Below are 22,938 nucleotides of genomic sequence, written 5' to 3' on the forward strand. Positions count from 1 at the left end.
GCGGTGCGCCCGTTCCGCGGTAGCCGAGCGGGCGCACCGATGTCAGCGGCGGCCGACGGTGAGGACCGGCTTGGTCACCTCGGCGAAGAAGTCGTTGCCCTTGTCGTCGACCACGATGAAGGCCGGGAAGTCCTCCACCTCGATCCGCCAGACCGCCTCCATGCCGAGCTCGGCGTACTCGAGCACCTCGACGTGCTTGATGCAGTCCTGGGCCAGCCGGGCGGCCGGGCCGCCGATCGAGCCGAGGTAGAAGCCGCCGTGCTCCTGGCAGGAGCGGGTGACCTGGGTGGAACGGTTGCCCTTGGCCAACATCACCATCGAGCCGCCAGCGGCCTGGAACTTCTCCACGTACGCGTCCATCCGGCCCGCTGTGGTCGGGCCGAACGAGCCGGAGGCGTAGCCCTCGGGGGTCTTCGCCGGGCCGGCGTAGTAGACCGCGTGATCCCGTAGGTAGGCCGGCATCGACTCGCCGGCATCCAGCCGCTCGGCGATCTTGGCGTGGGCGATGTCCCGGGCGACGACCAGCGGACCGCTCAGCGACAGCCGGGTCTTGACCGGGTACTTGCTCAACTCGGCGCGGATCTCGGCCATCGGCCGGTTGAGGTCGACCCGGACCACCTCCGACGACTCCAGCTGGGATTCCGTCACGTCGGGCAGGTAGCGGGCCGGGTCCGTCTCCAGCCGCTCCAGCCACACCCCCGACGGGGTGATCTTCGCGACCGCCTGCCGGTCCGCCGAGCAGGACACGGCGATCGCCACCGGGCAGGACGCGCCGTGCCGGGGCAGCCGGACCACCCGCACGTCGTGGCAGAAGTACCGGCCACCGAACTGCGCGCCGATGCCGAAGCCCCGGGTCAGCTCCAGCACCTCGGCCTCCAGCTCCAGGTCGCGGAAGCCGTGCGCGGTCATCGAACCCGCGGTTGGCAGCCGGTCGAGGTACTTCGCCGAGGCCAGCTTGGCGGTCTTCAGCGCGTACTCGGCGCTGGTGCCGCCGATGACGACGGCCAGATGGTACGGCGGGCAGGCCGCCGTACCGATCAACCGCAGCTTCTCCTCCAGGAACTGCATCATCCGCGTCGGATTCAGCAACGCCTTGGTCTCCTGGTACAGGTACGACTTGTTGGCCGAGCCGCCGCCCTTGGCCATGAAGAGAAACTTGTACGCGTCCGACTGCCCGTCCGGGTCCTCGGCGTAGAGCTCCACCTGCGCCGGCAGGTTGCTGCCGGTGTTGCGCTCCTCCCACATGGTCAGTGGGGCGAGCTGCGAGTAGCGCAGGTTCAGCCGGGTGTACGCCTGCCAGACCCCCCGGGAGATCGACTCGGCGTCCGCCCCGTCGGTGAGCACGTGCCGGCCCCGCTTGCCCAGCACGATCGCCGTGCCGGTGTCCTGGCACATCGGGAGCACCCCACCGGCGGCGATGTTGGCGTTGCGGAGCAGGTCCAGCGCGACGAAGCGGTCATTCGGCGAGGCCGCCGGGTCATCGATGATCGCCCGGAGCTGCGCTAGGTGCGCGGGGCGCAGAAAATGCGCGATGTCGTGCATCGCCTCGGCGGTCAGCGCGGTGAGCGCGGCCGGCTCCACAGTCAGGAATCGGCGACCACCGGGGCCGTTGACGACGTCAACGCCCTCGTCGGTGATCAGGCGGTACTCCGTCTGGTCCGAACCGGTCGGCAGCAGGGGTGCGTACGAGAAGGAGGCGGCACTGCTCATGAGCGGAAAGCCTAGGGCAGAAGAGCCGTCCGGTCCCACCCGCCGGGTAGGTCCTGGGACAGTGCTCTCATCCCGTCGGGTCGATCGGCCGGAAGGAGACGTACCCGATCTCCCGGCCCTCACCGATGACCATGCCGTTCGCTCCGACCGCGAGCGCATTCGCCGCCGTCCGGAGGTTCGCCAGCTCAGCGCCGGTACCCGGATCGAGCGCGACGAGCCGGGACGGCTCCCGTTCGGCGAAGATCGCCGCGGAGGGGGTGAGCGACGCCCGCGGCTCCTTCTCGGCGGGGCGGGTCCACCGGATTTCGCCACCGCCCAGTTCGCGGACCGAGACCGAGCGCTGATCGGCCGCACGGACCAGGGCGTACCGATCGTCAACGGCGACGATCTTCGTGCCCGGATCGGTGACCAGCAGCAGCCGGCCGTCGTAGGCGTCGAGGACCGCCTGCTTACCGTCCGGCGACACCCCGATCAGCACGCTGCGGGCGCCCAACGGGTCCCGGCGCTGGGCACAGCCGATGGCGTCGGCGGTGCCGAAGTTGACGCCCGCCCGCTGCCAGGTCTCCTTCCCCAACAACGGGTCCCAGCCCGAGACGGTGTATAGACAGTTGCCCTCCTCGGAGCGGGCGGTGAGCCGCAGCATCCGGCCACCGACCACAGACAGCCGCTCGTCCCGGCCGGGCTCGATGTCGACCAGCACCCGTCCGGTCGCGGTGTCCAGGACGTGCACGCGACCGTCGACTGGAAACCCGATCAGCCCGGGTACCGGCTCCGGGCCGGAGGCACCCTTGTCGATCCGGACGGCCTCGATTCGACGGGTGTCGAGCAGCCCCGGATTGTCCCCGAGCAGGCCACTTTCGACTCCGGGCAGGTAGGCCGTCCACAGCGGCGTGTCCCCGCGCGGATCCCAGGCCTGCAACGTGCAGTCGGTGGGGGCCGGGCAGTGCGCGTCAATGAGCAGGTTCTGCCAGGTCCAGACCGCGACCGCGGCGGTGTCCCGTCGCCGGGTGGCACCGGTGACCGGGTCGAGCACCTCGTAGCCCCGGGTGAGGAGCTTGCCCACCACGACGACGGCGTCCTGCCCCGCTCCGGCGACCGCCGACCAGTCGGCCTTGCGCTTCCAGAGCGGCGTGCCGTCGCCGAGCCGTACCGCCTCCACCCGGGTGCGCTGCTCGACCACGACGGCTTCCCCGGCGATGGTGACGCTGCGCGGGGTGCCACCGACGCGTTGCTGCCAGACCACGCCCGGCCCGCCGATCGGGGCACTGCGGTTCACCCAGTCCCACACCGCGGGGAACGGGTTCCAGACCCCGCTCACCGAGAGCACGACGACCGTCACGAGCCCGAGCAGCAACCAACCAGGCTTACCAAGGCCGCGCCCCTTCACCACCGGGACACGGTAGCCGCCCGCCCGGCCCGCCGCATCCCGCCGCGCCCGCGCCCCGGCGGGGCCAGCGTCCGCCAGAGCGCCGCCGTCGCGACGAGCGACGCCACCCCGGCCAGCGCCATCACGGTGCCGGGGGCGACCACCTCGCTCAACGCCCCGCCGGCCGCGGCGGCCAACCCCTGCCCCGCCATCAGGCCGGTGCCCAGCAGCCCGAACGCCTGCCCCCGGCGGGCTTCCGGCACCGCGTCGAGAAACCGCCGGGCCAGCCCGAGCTGGTAGGCGAAGCCGGCGGTGGCGACCGTGAGCAGCACCACCGCCGGCCACTGGCCCGGCTGGGCCACGAAGGCCAGCATCGGCACACCGAGCAGCAGCGCCAGCCACGGAGTCAACGCCTCCCGGCGGTCGGGCCCGACGAACCGTCCGACCAGCAGGTCACCGAGGAGCATCCCGAAGGCACCGGCCATCAGCAGCAGGCCGGCACTGGCCTTCGGGTCGAGCTGGGCCGCGTACGGCACGAGCACGCCATCGGCCCCGACCAGCAGCGAGCCGGGAATCCACTGTGCCAGGAGCAGGCCGCGTACCCGCCGGTCGGCGAGGAGCATCCGGTTCACCCGCCAGGTCTCCCCGACGGCGTTTCCGGTCCCCGTCGCCACCCGGGGCGCTCGGGACGTCAGCCCGACCCGGGCCAGCAGGGCGGCGAGGAGGCAGGTGGCCGCCGTGAGCCAGAGCGCCCCGTACGGGCCGACCAGCCCGATCAGCAGGCCACCGAGGGCGAACCCGGCCACCTGGGTGCCCCCGGCCGCCACGGTGAGCACCGACCGCCCCAACACGTACGCGTCGCCGTGCAGTATCTCCGGCAGCAGCGCGCTACGGGCGGCGCTACTGACCGGGGCAAGGAGTCCGACGACCGCGACCAGGCCGAGCATCGCCGGCGGGGAGAGCACGCCGAGCGCGAGCACCACGACCATGGCGAGCCGGAAGAGGTCGTAGCCGACGATGAGTCGCCGCGGCGGCCACCGGTCGGCGAGGGCGAGCAGGAACACCCCGCCCACCGCGTGTGGCAGGAACCCGGTCACGTACGCCAACGCGGCGAGCAGCCCGGAGCCGGTGCGCTCGTAGATCAGCACGGACAGGGCGAGCATCTTCACCGTCTCGCCGATCACGAACACGCTGTAGCCGCCGAAGATCACCCGGAACTCGGCGACGGCGAAGACATCCCGGAAGGTGACGGGACGGGAGTCGGTCACACTCATTCGAGTAAGTGTGGGGAGGGATCCGGCGGCGACCTATCCTTTCGTTCACCAGCGAAAGGAGCGGCATGCGGATCGAGGTGACCTCGGCGGACGTGGCGGTGAGCCGATACGCCATCTCGCCGCTCGGGGAGGCGGTGTGGGCGCTGTGGCTCTGCGCCGGGCTGAACGAGGTCACCGGGCTGACCCCGTGGGTGACCCGGGCCCGCCCCGCCTTCGAGCAGCTGCGGCGAAGCGTGCCGGCGATCGACGCGCTGTTGGCGTTGCAGCGCCGGGGCGCGTACAACGCGGACTTCTACGTACCGCCACCGGACGGCACGGCACGGGACTTCGCCGACGAACTCGCCATCGTCCGGTCGACTCCACTGGCGCGGGCCCGCGACGAACTGGCCCGCAACCTCGCCGGCCACCGAACCCCACCGGCGAACGCCCGTCGGATCTACGAGTCGCCGGACGTGGTGGACCAACTCGCCGACGGGATCGAGGCGGCCTGGGTCACGCTGGTCGAGCCGGACTGGCCGCGGCTACGGGCCGCCCTGGAGCGGGACCTGCTGCACCGGGCGGGGCGGCTGCTCGCGTACGGCTGGGGTGCGGCGGTCGCGGACCTGGACCCGCGGCTGCGCTGGGTCCCCGGCCCGACCGTCGGCTACCTCGACATCCCCGACCGGGACCCGCGGACATACCCGCTGAGCGGGCGCGGAATGCTCTTCGTGCCCACCGTCTTCGGCGCCCTGATGTGCTACGTCGAGCAACCCGGGCCTTACGCGATCGTCTACCGGGCGGCCGGGGTCGCCGAACTACTCGGTCCCCCGGACCCGGCGCGGCCGGTGGACGCGCTGGACCGGCTGGTCGGTCGGGGCCGCGCCACCGTGCTGCGCGCCCTGACCGCCCCCGCGACGACCAGTCAGCTCGTCGCCCAACTCGGTCTGAGCCTGGGCGGCGTCGGCGACCATCTGGCGGTGCTGCGCGAGGCGGGCCTGGTGACCCGCGCCCGCGCCGGCCGGACGGTCCGCTACCGCCGCACCTCGCTGGGGGACGCGCTCGCCGAGAACGACTGACCGGACCCGGCGCCCTCCGCTGCCGTCGGCGACGTTGCCCGCAGCGCGGAGCGGAGCAGGGGCAGGACCCGGTGCGGGATCTGCTCGGCCAGGGCGATGATCGTCGAGGTACGTCGGATGCTCTCGTGCGACACGATCTGGTCGATCACCCGTTGCAGGTCGGCGTTGGAGCGGGCCACGATTCGGCAGAGCAGGTCACCGGAGCCGGTGATGGTGTGCGCCTCGAGCACCTCCGGGATCGCCGCCAGGTGGGCGACGACCGGATCGCGCCCGTGTCGTTGGCTGATCTCCAGGGTGACGAAGCTGGTCACCGCGAACCCGACGGCGGCCGGGGACACCGCGGGGCCGAAACCGTCGATCACCCCGCGGGCGACCAACTTGTCCAGCCGCGCCTGCACGGTGCCCCGGGCCACCCCGAGGCGACGGGAGCACTCCAGCACGCCGATCCGCGGCTCCTCGGCGAAGAGCTCGATCAGGCCAACGTCGAGGCTGTCCAGCTGAACAGCATGACCAGGGTTCATAGGCAAGGACCCTACTGCTTGTACAACCTGACCAGCCAGATCAACGACAGTTGCTCAGTGACCGGGAGCACAGCGATATTCACGGGAGGAACACGGCACTGACGGAACACGGCTGCGGCCCACCAGGCCGGCCGGTACGCGAGGGAGGGCCACCATGACCCAGGCGATCGACCGACCCCAGTCGAACGACGAGGTCAACGCCGACCTGTTGGTCGGCGCCGTCGACCACGACATCAGCCGCGACCCGTTCCCGGTCCGGGGCCTGGACCACGTGCAGTTCCTGGTCGGCAACGCCAAACAGGCCGCGCACTACTACTCCACCGCGTTCGGCATGACCTGCGTGGCGTACCGGGGGCCGGAGCAGGGCTACCGGGACCACGCCCAGTACGTACTGACCAGCGGTTCGGCCCGGTTCGTCCTCACCGGCGCGGTCCGCCCCGACGCGCCCGGCGCCGAGCAGGTCGCCCGGCACAGCGACGGGGTCTGCGACATCGCGCTGGAGGTCCCGGACGTGGACGCGGCGTACGCGCACGCCATGGCCCAGGGCGCGACCAGCCTGGCCGAGCCGCACGAGGTCAGCGACGAGCACGGCACGGTCCGGGCCGCCGCCATCGCCACCTACGGCGACACCCGCCACACCCTGCTGGACCGCTCCCGCTACCACGGTCCGTTCCTGCCCGGCTACGTCGCCCGCGGACCGATCGTGGACCGCCAGCCGATGATCGACGCCGGCGTCCAGCCGAAGCGCTTCTTCCAGGCGATCGACCACGTCGTCGGCAACGTCGAGCTGGGCCGGATGGACGAGTGGGTCGAGTTCTACCAGCGAGTGATGGGCTTCACCAACATGGCGGAGTTCGTCGGCGACGACATCGCCACCGACTACTCGGCGCTGATGAGCAAGGTGGTCGCCAACGGCACCCGGAAGGTGAAGTTCCCGCTCAACGAGCCGGCGGTCGCCCGGAAGAAGTCGCAGATCGACGAGTACCTGGACTTCTACCAGGGCCCCGGGGCCCAGCACATCGCGGTGGCCACCAACGACATCCTGGCCAGCGTGGACGCGATGCGTGCGGCGGGCGTGGACTTTCTGGAGACCCCGGACTCGTACTACGACGACCCGGAGCTGCGGGCCCGGATCGGCGAGGTCCGGGTGCCGATCGAGGAGCTGAAGGCCCGCCGGATCCTGGTCGACCGGGACGAGGACGGCTACCTGCTCCAGATCTTCACCAACCCGGTACAGGACCGCCCGACCGTCTTCTTCGAGCTGATCGAGCGACACGGCTCGCTCGGCTTCGGCAAGGGCAACTTCAAGGCCCTCTTCGAGGCCATCGAGCGGGAACAGGAGAAGCGCGGCAACCTGTGACGTCCAGGGGTTGGCGGCCCGGTGGCCGCCAACCCCCGGGCGGCCAACCCCCGTCGTTAAGGTGTCTAGGTGAGCGAGCAGAACGAGGTGGCGCGGTGAGCGTCGCACCCGGTTGGTATCTGGACCCCGCCGACCCCGACACCCGGCGGTACTGGGACGGCGAGGGTTGGCTCGGTGCGCCCATCCCGGCCGAGGCCACCCCCCCGGCGGGCCCGCCGCCGCCCGAGCCCGAGCCTGAGCCTGCGCCCGAGTCGAAGCCGGCTACCCGGTTCGACAAGCCCGGCCCACCCGCCGGCCAACCAGGCGCCGCGGCGGGCCAGCCCGCCCCGGGCGGGTCCGGCACCCCGTCACCGGGCCACGGGCCGCCACCGGGCGCGCCGTACCGGGGGACGCCCGGCGGGCCGCCACCGGGCGCGCCGTACCCGACCTGGCCCGGTCAGCAGCCCGAGCCTCGTCCGCACGGGCTGCCACTGGCCGGGTTGGGGGCCCGGCTGGTAGCCCGCCTCATCGACATCACCGTCGTCCTCGCGCTGAACGTGGTGGTGAACTCCTGGTTCGTGTGGCAGTACGTCCAGCAGATCTCCCCGCCCTTCGCCGAGGCCTGGCGCCGGATCGTTGAGCAGGACACCGCCAACACCACCGAGATACCGGAGGCGGGTGACCAGGCCGCCAACCTCCAGATCGTGATTCTGTTGATCGCCACGGCGCTCTGGATGGCCTACGAGGTACCGTCGATGGCCAACCGCGGGCAGACCTTCGGCAAGCGGGTGATGGGCCTGCAGGTGCTACCGGTGAGCGCCGTCGCCCCGCTGGGCTTCGGGCGGGCGCTGCGCCGCTGGAACACGCTCGGCCTGCCCACCCTGCTCTGGTTCTGCGGCATCGGCTTCCTGCTGCAGCTCATCGACTCCCTCTCCCCGCTGTTCGACCGTCCGCTCCGGCAGGCCCTGCACGACAAGCGGGCGCAGACCGTGGTGGTCCAGCTACCCCGTACCCCCGTCCCGAATGACCGCCCCGCACCTCCGGGAGACACCCCATGACCGATACCGGACGACGCCGGCCAGCACCCCGGCTGACCCGCGCCGACCTGGACGTCCTGCCCAGCTACGTGCCGGGGCGCAGCCCGGCCGACCTGGCCCGCGAGCTGGGCCTGCCCGAGGCGATCAAACTGGCCAGCAACGAGGTGCCGTACGGGCCGCTGCCCGGGGTGGTGGCGGCGGTCACCGAGGCCGCCGCCGGCGCCCACCGGTACCCGGACATGGGCGTGGTGGCGCTGCGCGCGGCCCTCGCCGAGCAGTACGGGGTGGACGCCGAGCGGATCGCCACCGGCTGTGGCTCGGTGGCGCTCGCCGATCACCTGGTCCGGGCCACCTGCATGCCCGGTGACGAGTTGCTCTACTCCTGGCGCTCGTTCGAGGCGTACCCGATCATCGCGGCGACCAACGGGGCGACCAGCGTACGGGTCAGCAACGACGCCGGGCACGGGCACGACCTGACCGCGATGGCCGCCGCGATAACCGACCGCACTCGAATGGTCCTGGTCTGCAACCCGAACAACCCCACCGGCACCGCGGTACGCCGAGCCGAGCTGGAGCGCTTCCTCGACCAGGTCCCGGACGACGTGCTGGTGGTCATCGACGAGGCGTACCGGGAGTTCGTCACCGACCCGGAGGTGCCGGACGGCCTCGGCTATCTGGACCGACCGAACGTGGCGGTGCTGCGGACCCTGTCGAAGGCCTGGGGCCTGGCCGGGCTGCGGATCGGCTTCCTGGTCGCCCAGCCGGAGGTCGCCGCGGCCATCCGAAAGGTGGTCACGCCCTTCTCCGCCAGCGCGGCCGCCCAGGCCGGCGCGCTGGCGGCCCTCGCCCAGGCCGACGAGGTACGGCGACGCTGCGCCCTGGTCGTGGCCGAGCGGGGCCGGGTCACCGAGGCGGTACGCAAGCTGGTCCCGGACGTACCGAACAGCCAGGCCAACTTCGTCTGGCTACCCCTGGGCGACCAGGCGGTGGAGTTCGGCCGGGCCTGCGAGTCGCGCGGCGTGATCGTGCGACCCTTCCCCGGCGACGGAGTCCGGGTCACCATCGGCACCCCGGCCGAGAACGACGCCTTCCTAGCCGCGGCGGAGGCCGCGCTCAGCTGAGCCACGGCGGTTCTGCTCGCCGCGAGCTGACGGCCTGCTCGGGTCGCGGCGAGTAGCGACCTACTCAGGTCGCGGCGAGCAGACGGCCTGCTCAGGTCGCGGCGAGCAGAACCGGTCGCGAGGTGAGGAAGTAACCCTGATCGTCCGCCTCCGCGTCGACCGGGAGGCGGAGGCACTCCACCGCCAGGTAGCCGTCGACCGCGTACGCCGCGCCCGGGGCCCACGATGTGCTGTCGGTGCCGAGCGAAAGCTGGAACCGGGATCGCTGATCCCCGCTGACCGAATCAAGCGTGATCAGATTGTTACTTTCAGTGATCAGATGCACTCGGTCCGGCTCCACCGCGAGTACCCGGGCCCCGCCCACGTCCTCGTGTCGCCACCGCTCGCTCCCGGTCCGCGCCTCCCGGGCCACCAGGACACCATCCCGTACGCCGACGGCCACGTCACCGGCGAGCCGGGTGTCCGGCGCGTCCAGCACCGGTGCCGCCACCGGCTCTCCCGGGCCGAACAGCCAGCCCCGAGCCGCGTCGTCACCCGGTCCGACCGCCGTCCGGAGGCCGGCGCAACCGGATCGACCCGAGTGGCAGCCGAGCGGGGTGACGACCAGCGTCTCCCCGCCACCCGGCGGGCTCCAGCGGGTGACGGCGCCGGTGGCCGCGTCCCGGAAGTCGATGGTCGCCGCCGGGCCGCAGGAGTCGACGCTCACCAGAGCGCCCGCCGTGCTGGTGCCGATCGCCTGCTGGCACCCCGGCCGGACGTCGGACTGCCAGAGTCGCTGCCCATCGGCGAGATTCCAGCCGGCCATCGCATCCCCGCCGGCAGCGAGCACCACCGAGGTGTCGGCAGCCGAAGCCAGGAAGAGCCCCGCCGGGTTCCACACGGTTTCCGCACCGGTTCGCCGGGACTCGGTGTCGTGCTCCGGCACCGGCCCCTCCGCCCGCCAGGCGACCTGGCCGGTACGCCCGTCCAGCGCCACCACCTGACCGTCCGACCACTGGGTGACCACGGTGTGGCCGCTCGCCACCACGCCCTCCAGCTCGGCGGGCCAGCGGCGGAAGGACCAGTACGGGGTACTTCGATGCTTGAACTCGACCGGCTCGTCGGCGTAGACCTGGCGCTCGGAGGCGTACACCCGGATTCGGCCGTCCACCACCAGTGGCGCCACCGGCAGCCGCGCGACGAGGCCGGGGGACGGAGTCGCCGCCGTGGGGTATGCGCCGGCCGCCGCGGTGCTGACCTCGGCCGGGGCCAGCACCCGGTAAACCGTGGCCGCCACCGCCATCAGCACCACCACGACCACCGTCGCCACGACGAAGAGCCGACGGCCTGTCGGGAAAACCATGCGCACCTCCGCCCGGAACCCTACCCAGCACACGGCGCCCGGCTGCGGCGTGGTTACCGGACCGACGCGGCCCGGCCGGCGGCGAGCTCGGCGAGATCACGGCGCAGCGCACCGGAGACCGCCCGCGCGGCCAGCCCGCCGAGGAAAAACGCGACGATTCGGCCACGGGCACCGACGGGGATCGCCTCCTGGGTGACCGTGACCACCGTGTTGCGTTCGCCTCGGCACCGGGCCGGGCGCAGCGCCCAGGTGGTCCGATAGTCCACCTCCCGGCCGGGCGAGGCGAGCACCAGCAGGTGCGGCGGCACGGCCTCGACCACGACAAACTCCTCGACCAGCACCGCACCGTCCGGCTGGGAGCGGACCTCCCGCCAGGCGGTGCCCGGGCCGAATTCGCCGCGAGTCAGGACCACCCGACCCCCGGCGGCGTGGGTGCGCGCGGTCAGGTCGGTGAGCAGGCGCCACACGTCGTTCGGCTGCGCCTGGATGGCCCGCGTGACCGTCACCCGCGACATACCACCTCCCGTGGTGTCGACGGTACGCGCTGTGACCGCCGCGCGGGTCCCGCCGCCGGCTATTGCCGGACAGCTGCCCCGCACGGCCCCCTCGCCACTCAGCTACCCGAGCTCTCCGGCCCGGACCGCTCGGATGAACCTTTCCCAGTCCGGACCCCCCACCGCGAGGGCCGGACCAGATCTGTCCTTGGAGTCACGTACGGCCACCACGCCGAGCGCCTGGACCAGGTTGTCGGCCACCTCCACACAGAGCCCCTGGTCATTGGAGCGGCTGCTGGATCGCCAGACCGCGCCTGGGTAACCGTTCACCCTTCACCCTCCTGTCGCCGTGCCGCCAACCAGCCGCGAGCCGACCCGGGGAGCAGGGCCGTATCGCGTGGCGACGGATCCGATCGATCAACGTGACGGGAAGGAGGCCCGATCGCACGACCTGTGCGATCCACCCGTACCGGTGGAGGTTTCTCGCCCGGCACCGGCAGACCTGGGTGCACCGGTGCTATCGCTCCGGCACCGCGGCGCCACCAGGGCGGCGCGGTGCCGGGACGGAAGGGGTATTCGCCGAGTCAGCGGGGGGCGACGACGGTGCCGGTGACCTCACCGAGGCCGACGGTCGTGCCGTCCGGCCCGGGCGCGGTGCCGGTGATGGTGATGGTGTCGCCGTCGGCCAGGAAGGTACGTTCGCTGCCACCGACCTGGACCGGCTCCGCCCCACCCCAGGTCAGCTCCAGGAACGAACCGACCTGGCCGCGCTCGGCGCCGGAGACGGTGCCGGAGGCGTAGAGGTCGCCGGTGCGCAGCGCGGCTCCGTTGACGGTCAGATGGGCCAGCTGCTGCGCCGGCGTCCAGTACATGGTGGCGAACGGCGGCTCGCTCACCCGCTCGCCGTTCCACTCCACCGACAGGCGTAGATCCAGCCCGAGGTGCGGCTCGTCGCGCAGGTAGTCAGCGACCGGCGGATCCTGCTCCGGCGCCGGCACGAACGCCGCATCGAGCGCCGCCAGCGGCGTCACCCAGGCCGCCACCGAGGTGGCGAAGGACTTACCGAGGAACGGTCCGAGGGGTTGGTACTCCCAGGCCTGGATGTCCCGGGCGGACCAGTCGTTGACCAGGACCACGCCGAACACGTGGTCGGCGAAGTCACCGACCGGGACGCGGCTGCCCAGCGGGCTGGGCACACCCACCACAAAGCCGACCTCCGCCTCGATGTCGAGGCGAACCGAGGGGCCGGTGACCGGACCCTGCGGAGTAGCCCGCTGGCCGTACGGCCGGACGATTGGGGTACCGGAGACCACGACGGTGCCGGCCCGACCGTGGTAGCCGATCGGCAGGTGTTTCCAGTTGGGCAGCAGCGGCGGCTGGCCCGGCCGGAAGATCTGACCGACGTTGCTGGCGTGCTGCTCGGAGGAGTAGAAGTCGACGTAGTCCGCCACGTCGAAGGGGAGTAGGAGCTCCACGCTCGACAGTGGCCGGAGCAGCGGCTCGACCGCTGCCCGGTGGGAGCTGTCGGTGAGCAGTTCGACAATCCGCTCCCGCACGGTGGTCCACTGCGGACGGCCAAGCGCCATGAAGTCGTTCAACCGGGGGCGGCTCAGCGTACCGGCAGCCAGCACCAGGCCGGCCTGCTCGGCGCCGCCGAGGTCCAGTACGTGGGAACCGACGCGTACGCCCACCCGTGGCTCGCGGTCGGCGGTGCGAAACACCCCGTACGGCAGGTTGTGCAGCCCGTACGGCGAGCCCTCCAGGCCGGTCACCCAGGTCATGCGTCGGTACCCCCGTTCACCAGCCCCAGCTGGGTCAGATCGGTCAGTGGTTCCAGGATGCTGCACGAGCCGTAGCCGATCCAGAGCGGACGCGCCGCGTCCAGCCGCTGCTCGATCGACACGAGCAGCGGCCGCGGGTCGGTGGCGCGGAGCAGCTCGGTGACCCGCTCCACCTCGGCGCCCCCGGCCGCGACGAGCGCGGCGGCGAGCACGTTCACGAAGCCGTGGTGGGTGAAGCCGGTCTCCCGGTCCAGGTGTCGCATCGCGCGGTGCAGCCCGGCGGTCAGTTTGAACGGCAGCCCCCGTTGCTGGCACCCGTGGATCACCGCGGCCAGCTCGGCGGGGGTGGGGAAGAGCTCGGCGGCGAGCCCGCCGGTCCGGAACTTCGCGGCCACCGGCAGCCCGGCGGCGCGGGCCTCGACGAGCCGGTCCAGCGCACCCATCAAGCCGAAGGTCAGCGGAATCTCGGCGTAGACGGTACGACCGGCGAGCTGCTCCGCCACCGCGAGTAGCTTGGCCAGGCCCGGCTGCGGGTCTGCGCCGCGGGCGGCGACGGCGACCTCGACCTGCTGGATCCTGACGCCGGGGGGCACTGCGGCGAGGGCGGCCGGGAGGCCGGCTGGTCCGGTGTCTCCGATCAGCCCGATCGCCAGCTCCTCGGCCGGGTCGACCAGGGCATGCAGCTCCCGGTTAAGCACTGTGGAGGCGGGGACCAGGAGCGGGCCGACGAGCTCGGCGTACCAGGACGAGCGGTGCTGCCGATGCGCCGGAACAGCCTCGGGCAGCGACGCGCTGCCGGGCGGGAAGACGGCGGCGTCGTCGACGAGGCCGGCGAGGAGTCGGGGCAGCTTCGTTGACACGAGACAACAATCTACGGGACGCTAAAGGAGCGGACAATAGCGTCCGATTGTCGGACACCCTGGATGATCTGCTCGGGGAGGGCGAGATGCCGTTCTACCGCCGCGTCGGCGAGGTGCCGCGCAAGCGCCACACCCAGTTCCGGCAGCCCGACGGCCGCCTCTACGCCGAGGAGCTGGTGGGCCAGGAAGGCTTCTCCGACGACTCCTCGCTGCTCTACCACCGGCACGCACCAACCGCGATCGTGGCCGCCGAGGAGTTCACCCCACCGGCGGTCACCTGCACGCCGAACCTCCCGCTCAAGCCCCGCCACCTGCGCACCCACCAACTCGACGGGGCCGGCGCCGACCCGGTGCTCGGCCGGCGCTACCTGCTCGGCAACGACGACGTCCGGATCGCGTACGTGCAGGCCGACCAGCCCTCCCCGCTGTTCCGCGACGCCACCGGCGACCACTGCCTCTACCTCGAATCCGGCACCCTGCGGGTCGAGTCCCCCTTCGGCCCCCTCGACGCCGTCGCCGGCGACTACGTGATCATCCCGACCTCGACCATCCACCGGCTCGTACCCACCGGCACCGAGCCCGTCCGGCTGCTGGCGGTCGAGGCGACCGGCCACATCGGCCCACCCAAGCGCTACCTGTCGGTGCGCGGCCAGTTCCTGGAACACTCGCCGTACTGCGAACGGGACGTCCGCGGACCGGACACACCGCTCCTCGTTGCCGGCGAGGACGTCGAGGTCCTGGTCCGGCACCGACGCGGCTGGACCCGGCACGTCTACGCCAATCACCCGTTCGACGTGGTCGGCTGGGACGGGCACCTCTACCCGTGGGCGTTCTCCATCCACGACTTCGAGCCGATCACCGGCCGGATCCACCAGCCCCCGCCGGTGCACCAGACGTTCCAGGGCCCGAACTTCGTGATCTGCTCGTTCGTCCCCCGCAAGGTGGACTACCACCCCGACGCGATCCCGGTGCCGTACAACCACCACAACGTCGACTCCGACGAGGTGCTCTTCTACACCGGAGGCAACTACGAGGCGCGGCGCGGCTCCGGGATCGGCCAGGGGTCGATCTCACTACACCCGTCGGGCTTCACCCACGGGCCACAGCCCGGCGCCGCCGAACGGTCGATCGGCGTTGACTACTTCGACGAGCTCGCCGTCATGGTCGACACCTTCCGCCCGCTGGAGCTCTGCGACGCCGCCGCGGCCTGCGAAGACGACGCGTACGCCTGGACCTGGGCGCGGCGCGGCTAGCCCTCAGCGCACCGAGCGGGCGAGCGCGGTGACGACGGCGAAGGCCGCCACCGCGATCGCCAGGACCAGCGGCCAGACCGTACCGACGAGGGTGTAGAGCAGTAGCAGCACCGGGGCCGCGGCAGTCGCGTACCCGGCCAACGCCAACGGCCGGTCGGAGCGCAGCAGCTCCGGCAGGATCGTGCGGGCCACGCCGGGCAGCTTCGCCGCGTACCGCCACACCATCAGCCCGCCACCGAGGGCCGCCGCCGCCGCGACGGCCCGGGACAACCCCGGGTTACCCACCGCGAAACAGGCGATCAGCACCGCGGCGACCATGGACCAACCGGCACCGAACACGACCAGCTGGCGAAGGCCGGCCGAGATCGTCCGCACCGATTTGATCCGACCAGGGCTGATCGCCGCCGCGGCGGCGAGGTGCTCCAGCGCCTCACTCCACCGGCGCTGCTCCAGCCGCAGCACCCCGATGTCGTGCCGCGCCTCGGCGAGCTGCGGATCGAGCCGCAGCGCCTCGGAGTACGCCCGCTCGGCCAGGTCGTACAGCTGCAGGTTCGCCGCGACCAACCCAAGCACCAGATGCCCCGCCGGCTCCTGTGGGGCCAGCTCCACCCCCCGCCAGGCCGCGTTCAGCGCCGGCTGACCATTGCGGGAACCGGCCAGGATCGCCGCGCCGCTGCGCTGGGCATACGCGTCCGCCGGTCCCAGCGCCAGAATCCGGTCCGCGGTCCGGGCCGCCTCCCCATGCTCGGCCAGGTCGGCCAGGGCCATCCCCCGAGCGACCAGGGCGGGGACCGAGTCCGGCGCGACCGCCAACGCGCCGTCGGCGGCGGTGAGCGCCTCCGCGGGCCGCCCCGCCGCCAGCCGCACCCGGGAGAGTTCGATCAACACCGCCGCGTGGGCGGGATCAAGGGCGAGAGCGAACCCCAGCTCGGTGCTGGCCTCGTCGTAGCGGCCGAGCTCGGCGAGGAGCTGGGCGCGCTGCAGGTAGCCGTCGGCCGCGGAGCGGTCAGAGGTGGATTCGCTGGACATCGCTGCGAGCCTAGGCGGCCGGGGCTGCGTAAACCAGGGCCACCGCGATGCCGGTCAGGCCCTCGTCCCGGCCGGGGAAGCCGAGCCCGTCGGTGGTGGCGGCGGAGACGCTCACCGGGGCGCCCACCGCCGCCGAGAGCACCTGCTGCGCCTCGGCCCGACGCGGCCCGATCTTGGGGCGGTTCCCGATCACCTGCACCGACACGTTGCCGATCGTGTAGCCGGCCGCCCGCACCCGGCGGGCGCTCTCGCCGAGCAGGGCCACACCGGAGGCACCGGACCACTCCGGCTGCCCCACCCCGAAGTTGGCGCCGAGATCGCCCAGGTCGGCGGCGGAGAGCAACGCGTTGCACGCGGCGTGGGCGGCGACATCCGCATCCGAATGCCCGGCTAGGCCGTCCTGCCCAGGCCAGTGCAGGCCGGCGACCCAACAAGGCCGGCCGGACTCGAAAGCGTGCATGTCAACGCCGATGGCAACCCGCGGAACGATCACCATCCGAGGGTACGGGTCAGCGGTCGATCGCCAGCAGGTGCTCGGCCAATGCCAGGTCGAACGGGCGGGTGACCTTCAGGGCGTACTCGGAGCCGGGTACGCAGACCACCGGCACCCCGAGCTTCTCGACCAGGCCGGCATCGTCGGTGAGCGGGTCGGTGGCGGCGGCGTGCGCGGTGGTCAGTACCGCCCGCCGGAAGCCCTGCGGCGTCTGCACCGCCCGCAGCGCGGAGCGATCGACCGTGCCGAGGACCTCCTCGCTGACGCCGACCTCCTTGATGGTGTCGACCACCGGGAGCACCGGGATCACCGCGTCGTGACCGGAGCGGACCGCCGCGGCGACCGACTCGACCAACCCGGGCGGGGTGAGCGCTCGGGCCGCGTCGTGCACCAGCACGATCTCCGGGCCGGCGGGGACCGCGGCGAGCGCGGCAGCGACCGAGGCCTGCCGTTGCGCTCCGCCCGGCACCACGGTGACCGGCGCCACCGGGGCCAACAGTTCGCGGACCGCGACGAGATCCGGCGCCGGAGCGGCCACCACCACGGTGTGCACCGAGGCGGCGGCGGCGAGCCGGCGGACCGCGTGCACCAGGAGCGGCTCCCCGTCCAGCAGCCGGAGGGCCTTCGGCCGGCCGGGGCCCAGCCGTACGCCGGCACCGGCCGCAGGCACGAGGACCGCGACGTCACCGCGCGGATCAAGCTGCGCGGTCACGTCGCGGTCCTCGGTGATTTACTCATGGCAGATCGGGTACGACGATCAGGTGCGGATCAGGCTTCGGTCAGCACCTTGTCGAGCAGCGTCTCCGCCTCGTCCTTGGTGCTCTTTTCGGCCAGTGCGACCTCACCGACGAGAATGTCGCGGGCCTTGGCGAGCATGCGCTTCTCGCCTGCGGACAGCCCCCGCTCCCGCTCCCGACGCCACAGGTCGCGGACGACCTCGGCCACCTTCAGCGGATTGCCGGAAGCCAACTTCTCGAGATTCGCCTTGTAACGCCGTGACCAGTTGGTCGGCTCCTCGGTGTGCGGAGCCCGGAGAACGTCAAAGACCTTGCCGAGGCCCTCTTCGCCGACCACCTCGCGCACACCCACGATCTCGGCATTCTCCGCGGGAACCCGGACCGTGAGGTCACCCTGCGCGACCCTGAGAACGAGGTACTGCTTCTCCTCGCCCTTAATGACCCGAGTCTCGATTGCCTCGATGAGTGCGGCCCCGTGGTGGGGGTAAACAACGGTCTCGCCGACACTGAAAACCATAGGTTCGAAACCCCTTTCGCTGTGTCTAGGGTAACACGCTCAGACACCGGTGTCTCACCGCTGCCCTGACCGTTGGCGCAGCTCAGGGGCCCTGTGAGAGGGATTTCTTCAGCTTGACAGGCAGCCAGACCGAAGTATTGAACACGCTCCGTAACGGCAATATGCCGTCGCGGCTGAGTGACGGAACCCGGGATCCAAGGTGATGCGCTCGACTCATGGTAGCCGGCGCCCCCGACACTCGCCCACGCCTGGCGGGAGCGGTCCCGGTACGGCAGGCTGAACAAGAGCCCGCCTCAGGCTCGCCAAGAATCCAGGGGGTTCGATGGGCAGGCCCGCCGCGGACGACGACTCCGGACTGCCGGACCTGCCGCCCGAATGGGGCCGGGTGGTTGTACCGGACAACGCCGCAGCGCTCTCGGCCGAGGCCGAGCAGCTCCGCCGGGAACTGAACCGGCCGACCCGGTCCGCTTCGACCGTGCCGGCGCTGCTGATCCTCCTGATCGCCATGGTCACCGTGCTGGCCGGGCTGAACGCGACGATCTGGGCCCAACCGCCCCCCACCCCACCGGCGTCGACCCCGGCCACACCCGCAGACCTGATCGGGCGGACCCTGCCCGCGTTCGACCTGGTGGACAACGGTGAACCGGTGCCGCTGCGGGGCCTGCTGCCCGCCGTGATCCTCCTCACCGACGCGTGCGACTGCCCGGCCGAGGTCGCCAACACCGTCGCCGTCGCGCCACCCCGGGTCACCGTGATCATCGTCAACCCCGCCCCCGCCGTACGCGCCTCGCCCCCCGCCGCGGAGCCCGCCCTGCACACGCTCGACGACCCGGCTGACGGGCTACGCGCCTTCCTCCGCCTGCCACCCCGGGTCGGCGTGGCCAGCGCGCTGCTCGTGGACCGCTCCGGGGTGGTACGGAAAGTGCTCCCCGAACTCCGCTCCACCGCCGACTACCAACCCGAACTAGCCCGTCTCTAGCCCGCCTCGCCAGCTGACCGTTCCAGGAGGCCCGCATAGAGGGTCAGGCCCGGGCCGAAGGCCAACATCACCACCCGTCGCGCCGGCCCGACCGCTCGGTGCAGTCGGTCCAGCACCAACAGCACCGTCGGCGACGAACAGTTGCCCCGCTCGGCCAGCGTCTCGCGGGACGCCGCCAGGGCGGCCGACGGCAGGGCGAGTTCCCGCTCCACCACGTTGAGGATGCGAGGGCCGCCCGGGTGCACCGCCCAGCCGTCCACCTCCGACCGCCGCAGGTCATGCCGGGCGAGCAGGCCGTCCACCAGCGCCCGTACCTGCGTCGAGAGCACCTGCGGCACCTTCGGCGACAGCCCCATCCGGAACCCGGCATCGGTGACGTCCCAGGTCATGTGATCGGCGGTGGAGGTGTCGGTAACCGAGGCGATCTCACGTACCGCGTACCCGGGGCCACCGGGCACGACCACGGCGGCCACCGCGGCGTCCGAGAAGAGCGCATGCGAGACGATCTGCTGGGTGTCCACCCGGGCCGTGGCGGGCTGAATGTGCAGGCTGGTCAGCTCGGCGCAGAGCAGCAGGGCGGGTCGACCCCGGGCGGTCACGAAGTCGCTCGCCACCCCCAGCCCCGGCAACGCGGCATAGCAGCCCATGTGGCCGACGAAGACCCGCTGCGCGCCCGGCGCCATGCCGAGATCCCGGGCGAGGAGAATGTCCAGCCCCGGGGTCGCGTAGCCGGTGCAGGAACAGACCACGAAGAGCCCGACGTCACCGGCGGCCAGACCGGCGGCGGTGAGCGCGCGCCCCACCGCCTCCTTGCCCAGCGGCAGCGCCTCCACCTGGTAGCGCCGCATCCGCCGCTCGGTCGACCAGTCGGAGACATCCTCCAGCATCGGGTTGACCGCGGCCTGCCGGCGCCGCACCCCCGAGTTGGCGAAGATCCGTTCGGCCAGCGCCCGGGTGGTTCCGGAGTAGTGCCGGGCGAAGAAGCCCTCCCACAGCTCACCCTGGTCGGCCGACGGCGGATGCGCCGTACCGATCCCCGCGATCACTGGCACGGCCATGACGCCCACCCTTCGTTCTGATCTCTCAGCACGTTCACCAGCGAGGGGCCGACCCGTCGCGGTCCGGGTCGCCACCGAGCACCGCGATACCGAGCCAGTCCGCGCAGACGTCGGAGGTCGCCGGGTGCAGCGAACCGCACCGCGCATCCCGGTAGAGCCGCTCCAACGGATGCCCCCGCCGAGTGGCCCCGGTGCCGGCCGCCTCCAGCACCGAGGCCGCCACGTCGGCCGCGGTGGTGCCCGCCAGTAACTTCGCCCGCCAAACCCAACGGTTCGTCTCGGCGTCACCCGGCGCCTCGTCCACCCGGCGGGCCGCCTCCGCCACCACCAGGTCCGCCGCGGCCACCGCCGCGTCGGCGCGACCGAGCCGGGCCCGGACCGCCGGCAGACCGCCGAGCTCACGGGCGTTCAAATGCTCGGCCGCGGCGTCGATCGCAGCGCGCGCGACCCCGACGTACACCGCGGCGTAGCTCGCGACCAGCCAGTGCGGCATCAACTGCGCCACGACCAGAGCCAGCCCCTCGACCCCGCCGAGCAGCCGGTCCGCCGGCACCGTCACCTCCAGGTGCAGGTCGTGCGAGGAGGTGGACCGCATGCCCAGCGAGTCCCAGGTCTCCTCGACGGCCAGCCCGTCCCCGGCCGGCACGAGAAACTGGGAGACCACCGACGGATCAGCCGCGCTACGGGCGGCCACCAGATAACCGTCGGCGTGGCCGGCACCGGAGCAGAAGGTCTTGCTCCCCTTGAGCCGCCAGCCGTCGGCAACCGGCTCGTACACCGTACTGAGCTGCGAGAGCCGGGCCCCCGCCCCGCGTTCACTCATCGCCACCGCGTACCAGGAGCCATCCGCCGCCGCCCGCAGCAGCCGGTCCCGCGCCGCCAACGCCCCGTCCGGCAGGCCGAGCGTCTCGGCCAGTTCCTCGTTCACCGCGCCCAACGCGCCGGTGACCGAGGCGTGCATGTTGAACACCAGCGCGGTCGCGCCGTTTCCCCGGGCCAACTCGGTCGCGACCGCGGCGTACTCCCCGAAGGTGGCGCCGAGGCCGCCAAGCTCCCGCGGCACCATCAGGCCGAACAGGCCCGCCTCCCGAAGGTCACGGAAATCGTCGGCCGGGAAGGTGCCGTCCCGGTCGTGGTCGGCCGCCCGGGCGGCGAATCTCGGCGCCAACCGGCGGGCTACCTGCACAGCCTGCGTCATACGACCGTTCCCTCCTCAGATCCGTCCGTCCGCGTCTGAGCACGCTCGCGCCGGCCCCAGCCCTGGTAGAGCACCGCCGTTGACCAGGTCGGCACGATGCGTGGGGGCACCCCGCCCGCGCCCCTCGCCCGCCGGGCCAGCCAGCCGAGCACCCGGATCAGCTGCGGTCGGATCCCGCGCAGCCGCAGGTTGACGCCGTACCGGGCACACTCGGCGGCCAGCGCGCGATCATCCACGAACAACCGTGGGTCGTGGATGCCCCGCGGGACCGTGGGGAGCCGCTCGCCGATGTGGACGGCGAGCAGGCGGCTCAGCGCGGTGTCGTTGAGCGTGTCGAGGACGAGCAGCCCACCCGGGCGGAGCAGCCGGCAGGCTTCTGCCACCACCGTTCGCCAGTCGGGAACGTGCTCCAACAGCTCGCCCGCGGCCACCACGTCGGCGCAGCCGGAGGCGAGCGGCACGGCGGTCGCATCGGCGTTGAGCACCGCCACACCTTGCCCGGCGGCCTGGCGCAGCGCCGAACCGGTGAGGTCGACGCCGACGTGTCGATAGCCCTTGCCGGCGAGGTGCGGGGCGAGTAGCCCGGCGCCACAGCCGAGGTCAACCAGGACGGCGCCGGGACGCGACGCCGCCGGCACCAGCGCCGCCCGGGACTCGGCCAGCCAATGCAACATCGCGAACGCGCCGTCCGGCCGCCACCACTCCCCGGCCAGGTCGTCGTACTGGCGCGGATCGTTGCGCGGCAGGGTGCGGCCAGCCTCTGGCATGGACCGAGCGTGGCACGACTGCCCGGTAACGACCAGACTTCCCTCATGACCTCCTCAGTGCTACGGCGTGTCGCGCGGGTGCTGACCCGGCCGGACCGGGCCGGACGCACCACCGGTGGCTCGGGAGCGACCCGCGCCCGGTCGGCGGTGGCCCTGCTCCGGGCGAGCCATCCCGAGCCAGCAGCCGCGGTCACCACCGTGGCCGGCCTGCTCGCCTGGGGTGTCGGGCACCGGCTGGCGGGGGTGGTCGTCGTGGTGCTCACCGTGGCCGCCAGCCAACTCGCCGTCGGGTGGACCAACGACGCGCTCGACGCGAAACGGGACACCGTGGTCGGGCGGCCCGACAAGCCGGTCGCCGCCGGTCTGGTCAGCCGACGTACGACCCTGCTGGCCGCCGCCGCGGCCACCCTCGCCACCCCGGTGTTCGCGCTGACGACGAACCGAGCCGCCGCGGCGGTAGCCACCGCCGGGCTGATCTCCGCGCTGCTCTACAACTGGCCGCTGAAGTCCTCGCCGTTGTCGGTCCTGCCCTACACGGCCTCCTTCGGGTCGTTGCCGGCCTTCGTCGTACTGGCTCTGCCGGGTGCGGGAACCCCACCGGTCTGGCTGGTCAGCGCCGCGGCCCTGCTCGGCGCGGGCGCGCACTTCGCGAACGTGCTGCCCGACCTCGACGACGACGCCCGCACCGGCGTCCGCGGGCTGCCCCACCGGCTCGGCGCGGGCGGCAGCCGAACCGCCGCCATCGGGCTCCTGCTCGCCGCGACCGCCACCCTGGTCTTCGGGCCGCCCGGACCACCGTCGCCGGTCGGGCTCGCCACGGTGGCCGCCGCCGTCCTGACACCACCACTCCTCTGGTACGGCGAGCGCGTCACCAACCGCGCCACGACTCGGTCAGTGGCCGCCTTCCGGGCGGTTTTAGTAATCGCTCTCATCGATGTGATTCTGCTATTGACCAGCGGGCCATTGGTTTGAACACCCTCACAGCGGTGGCATACCCGGGTCGGCGT

Annotated in this window: 23 protein-coding genes; 7 read left to right on the plus strand and 16 right to left on the minus strand. The window is 72.3% G+C overall.

The genetic code is table 11. From position 1 onward, the window contains the following. Positions 1 to 42: 42 nt before the first annotated feature. The 3 genes from SALPAC2_RS0114825 to SALPAC2_RS24880 form a co-directional block, all read right to left on the minus strand. A complete protein-coding gene (locus tag SALPAC2_RS0114825; protein ID WP_018217425.1) occupies positions 43 to 1,710 on the minus strand; it encodes a fumarate hydratase in 1,668 nt (555 codons plus the stop codon). A gap of 67 nt (positions 1,711 to 1,777) precedes the next feature. After that, positions 1,778 to 3,097: an outer membrane protein assembly factor BamB family protein gene (locus tag SALPAC2_RS0114830; protein ID WP_026184753.1), complete on the minus strand. Its 1,320-nt coding sequence runs from the start codon at positions 3,095 to 3,097 to the stop codon at positions 1,778 to 1,780. Further along, the gene (locus tag SALPAC2_RS24880; RefSeq protein WP_018217427.1) at positions 3,094 to 4,350 is read right to left on the minus strand and encodes an MFS transporter; all 1,257 of its coding nucleotides are present in this window, start codon (positions 4,348 to 4,350) and stop codon (positions 3,094 to 3,096) included. Before SALPAC2_RS24880 ends, SALPAC2_RS0114830 begins: the two co-directional genes overlap by 4 nt. Before the next feature lie 65 nt (positions 4,351 to 4,415). Here SALPAC2_RS24880 and SALPAC2_RS0114840 point away from each other — a divergent pair, with 65 nt between their 5' ends. Beyond that, positions 4,416 to 5,405 (plus strand): ArsR/SmtB family transcription factor, encoded by a 990-nt coding sequence (locus SALPAC2_RS0114840; RefSeq protein ID WP_018217428.1) that lies wholly within the window; start codon positions 4,416 to 4,418, stop codon positions 5,403 to 5,405. Here SALPAC2_RS0114840 and SALPAC2_RS0114845 read toward each other — a convergent pair. Then, positions 5,360 to 5,926: an Lrp/AsnC family transcriptional regulator gene (locus SALPAC2_RS0114845; RefSeq protein ID WP_018217429.1), complete on the minus strand. Its 567-nt coding sequence runs from the start codon at positions 5,924 to 5,926 to the stop codon at positions 5,360 to 5,362. The genes SALPAC2_RS0114840 and SALPAC2_RS0114845 overlap by 46 nt on opposite strands. Before the next feature lie 154 nt (positions 5,927 to 6,080). On the opposite strand from SALPAC2_RS0114845, the gene hppD reads away from it, so the two are divergent. From hppD to hisC, 3 genes are all read left to right on the plus strand, one after another. Next, a complete protein-coding gene (hppD, locus tag SALPAC2_RS0114850; RefSeq protein ID WP_018217430.1) occupies positions 6,081 to 7,286 on the plus strand; it encodes a 4-hydroxyphenylpyruvate dioxygenase in 1,206 nt (401 codons plus the stop codon). 95 nt (positions 7,287 to 7,381) lie between these two features. Beyond that, entirely contained in the window at positions 7,382 to 8,323 is a 942-nt protein-coding gene (locus SALPAC2_RS0114855; protein WP_018217431.1) for an RDD family protein, read from the plus strand. Then, a complete protein-coding gene (hisC, locus tag SALPAC2_RS0114860) occupies positions 8,320 to 9,423 on the plus strand; it encodes a histidinol-phosphate transaminase (RefSeq protein WP_018217432.1) in 1,104 nt (367 codons plus the stop codon). Before SALPAC2_RS0114855 ends, hisC begins: the two co-directional genes overlap by 4 nt. A 91-nt stretch (positions 9,424 to 9,514) precedes the next feature. Here the strand turns inward: hisC and SALPAC2_RS0114865 are convergent, their stop codons facing one another. The 5 genes from SALPAC2_RS0114865 to SALPAC2_RS0114885 all read right to left on the minus strand — a co-directional run bounded on the left by SALPAC2_RS0114865 (position 9,515) and on the right by SALPAC2_RS0114885 (position 13,900). Then, a complete protein-coding gene (locus tag SALPAC2_RS0114865) occupies positions 9,515 to 10,765 on the minus strand; it encodes an outer membrane protein assembly factor BamB family protein (protein WP_018217433.1) in 1,251 nt (416 codons plus the stop codon). A 53-nt stretch (positions 10,766 to 10,818) separates the two neighbouring features. After that, positions 10,819 to 11,280 carry an SRPBCC family protein gene (locus SALPAC2_RS0114870; protein ID WP_018217434.1) on the minus strand — a complete coding sequence of 154 codons (462 nt, stop codon included), beginning with the start codon at positions 11,278 to 11,280 and terminating at the stop codon, positions 10,819 to 10,821. Between the two features lie 102 nt (positions 11,281 to 11,382). Next, on the minus strand, positions 11,383 to 11,589 hold the full coding sequence (locus SALPAC2_RS0114875) for a DUF397 domain-containing protein (protein WP_018217435.1): 207 nt from the start codon (positions 11,587 to 11,589) through the stop codon (positions 11,383 to 11,385). Between the two features lie 254 nt (positions 11,590 to 11,843). Further along, entirely contained in the window at positions 11,844 to 13,040 is a 1,197-nt protein-coding gene (fahA, locus tag SALPAC2_RS0114880; protein ID WP_018217436.1) for a fumarylacetoacetase, read from the minus strand. Further along, positions 13,037 to 13,900: a hypothetical protein gene (locus tag SALPAC2_RS0114885; RefSeq protein ID WP_018217437.1), complete on the minus strand. Its 864-nt coding sequence runs from the start codon at positions 13,898 to 13,900 to the stop codon at positions 13,037 to 13,039. Before SALPAC2_RS0114885 ends, fahA begins: the two co-directional genes overlap by 4 nt. 86 nt (positions 13,901 to 13,986) lie before the next feature. Between SALPAC2_RS0114885 and SALPAC2_RS0114890 the strand changes: the two genes are divergently transcribed. Next, on the plus strand, positions 13,987 to 15,153 hold the full coding sequence (locus SALPAC2_RS0114890; RefSeq protein ID WP_026184754.1) for a homogentisate 1,2-dioxygenase: 1,167 nt from the start codon (positions 13,987 to 13,989) through the stop codon (positions 15,151 to 15,153). Between the two features lie 3 nt (positions 15,154 to 15,156). Here SALPAC2_RS0114890 and SALPAC2_RS0114895 read toward each other — a convergent pair whose 3' ends face one another. From SALPAC2_RS0114895 to SALPAC2_RS0114910, 4 genes are read right to left on the minus strand one after another with little or no spacing between them, the layout of a single operon-like run. Beyond that, positions 15,157 to 16,182 (minus strand): tetratricopeptide repeat protein, encoded by a 1,026-nt coding sequence (locus SALPAC2_RS0114895; protein WP_018217439.1) that lies wholly within the window; start codon positions 16,180 to 16,182, stop codon positions 15,157 to 15,159. Between the two features lie 10 nt (positions 16,183 to 16,192). After that, a complete protein-coding gene (gene ispF, locus SALPAC2_RS0114900) occupies positions 16,193 to 16,678 on the minus strand; it encodes a 2-C-methyl-D-erythritol 2,4-cyclodiphosphate synthase (RefSeq protein WP_018217440.1) in 486 nt (161 codons plus the stop codon). Between the two features lie 13 nt (positions 16,679 to 16,691). Further along, positions 16,692 to 17,387 (minus strand): 2-C-methyl-D-erythritol 4-phosphate cytidylyltransferase, encoded by a 696-nt coding sequence (gene ispD / locus SALPAC2_RS0114905; protein ID WP_018217441.1) that lies wholly within the window; start codon positions 17,385 to 17,387, stop codon positions 16,692 to 16,694. 56 nt (positions 17,388 to 17,443) lie between these two features. Continuing rightward, positions 17,444 to 17,929, minus strand: a complete 486-nt coding sequence (locus SALPAC2_RS0114910) for a CarD family transcriptional regulator (RefSeq protein WP_012015454.1) — start codon at positions 17,927 to 17,929, stop codon at positions 17,444 to 17,446. A gap of 322 nt (positions 17,930 to 18,251) precedes the next feature. Between SALPAC2_RS0114910 and SALPAC2_RS0114915 the strand changes: the two genes are divergently transcribed. After that, positions 18,252 to 18,908 (plus strand): hypothetical protein, encoded by a 657-nt coding sequence (locus SALPAC2_RS0114915; RefSeq protein WP_018217442.1) that lies wholly within the window; start codon positions 18,252 to 18,254, stop codon positions 18,906 to 18,908. On the opposite strand, the gene SALPAC2_RS0114920 is transcribed toward SALPAC2_RS0114915, so the two are convergent. From SALPAC2_RS0114920 to SALPAC2_RS0114930, 3 genes are read right to left on the minus strand one after another with little or no spacing between them, the layout of a single operon-like run. Then, positions 18,905 to 19,966, minus strand: coding sequence for a type III polyketide synthase (locus tag SALPAC2_RS0114920; protein ID WP_018217443.1), 1,062 nt, complete (start codon positions 19,964 to 19,966; stop codon positions 18,905 to 18,907). The two genes, SALPAC2_RS0114915 and SALPAC2_RS0114920, sit on opposite strands and share 4 nt — an antisense overlap. A 34-nt stretch (positions 19,967 to 20,000) precedes the next feature. After that, entirely contained in the window at positions 20,001 to 21,164 is a 1,164-nt protein-coding gene (locus SALPAC2_RS0114925; protein ID WP_018217444.1) for an acyl-CoA dehydrogenase family protein, read from the minus strand. Then, positions 21,161 to 21,931: a methyltransferase domain-containing protein gene (locus tag SALPAC2_RS0114930; RefSeq protein ID WP_018217445.1), complete on the minus strand. Its 771-nt coding sequence runs from the start codon at positions 21,929 to 21,931 to the stop codon at positions 21,161 to 21,163. Before SALPAC2_RS0114930 ends, SALPAC2_RS0114925 begins: the two co-directional genes overlap by 4 nt. Positions 21,932 to 21,976: 45 nt before the next feature. Between SALPAC2_RS0114930 and SALPAC2_RS0114935 the strand changes: the two genes are divergently transcribed. Then, positions 21,977 to 22,903, plus strand: a complete 927-nt coding sequence (locus SALPAC2_RS0114935) for a UbiA family prenyltransferase (protein ID WP_018217446.1) — start codon at positions 21,977 to 21,979, stop codon at positions 22,901 to 22,903. Positions 22,904 to 22,938 lie beyond the last annotated feature (35 nt).

The organism is Salinispora vitiensis (assembly GCF_000378825.1).
In the GTDB taxonomy this organism is placed as follows: domain Bacteria; phylum Actinomycetota; class Actinomycetes; order Mycobacteriales; family Micromonosporaceae; genus Micromonospora; species Micromonospora vitiensis.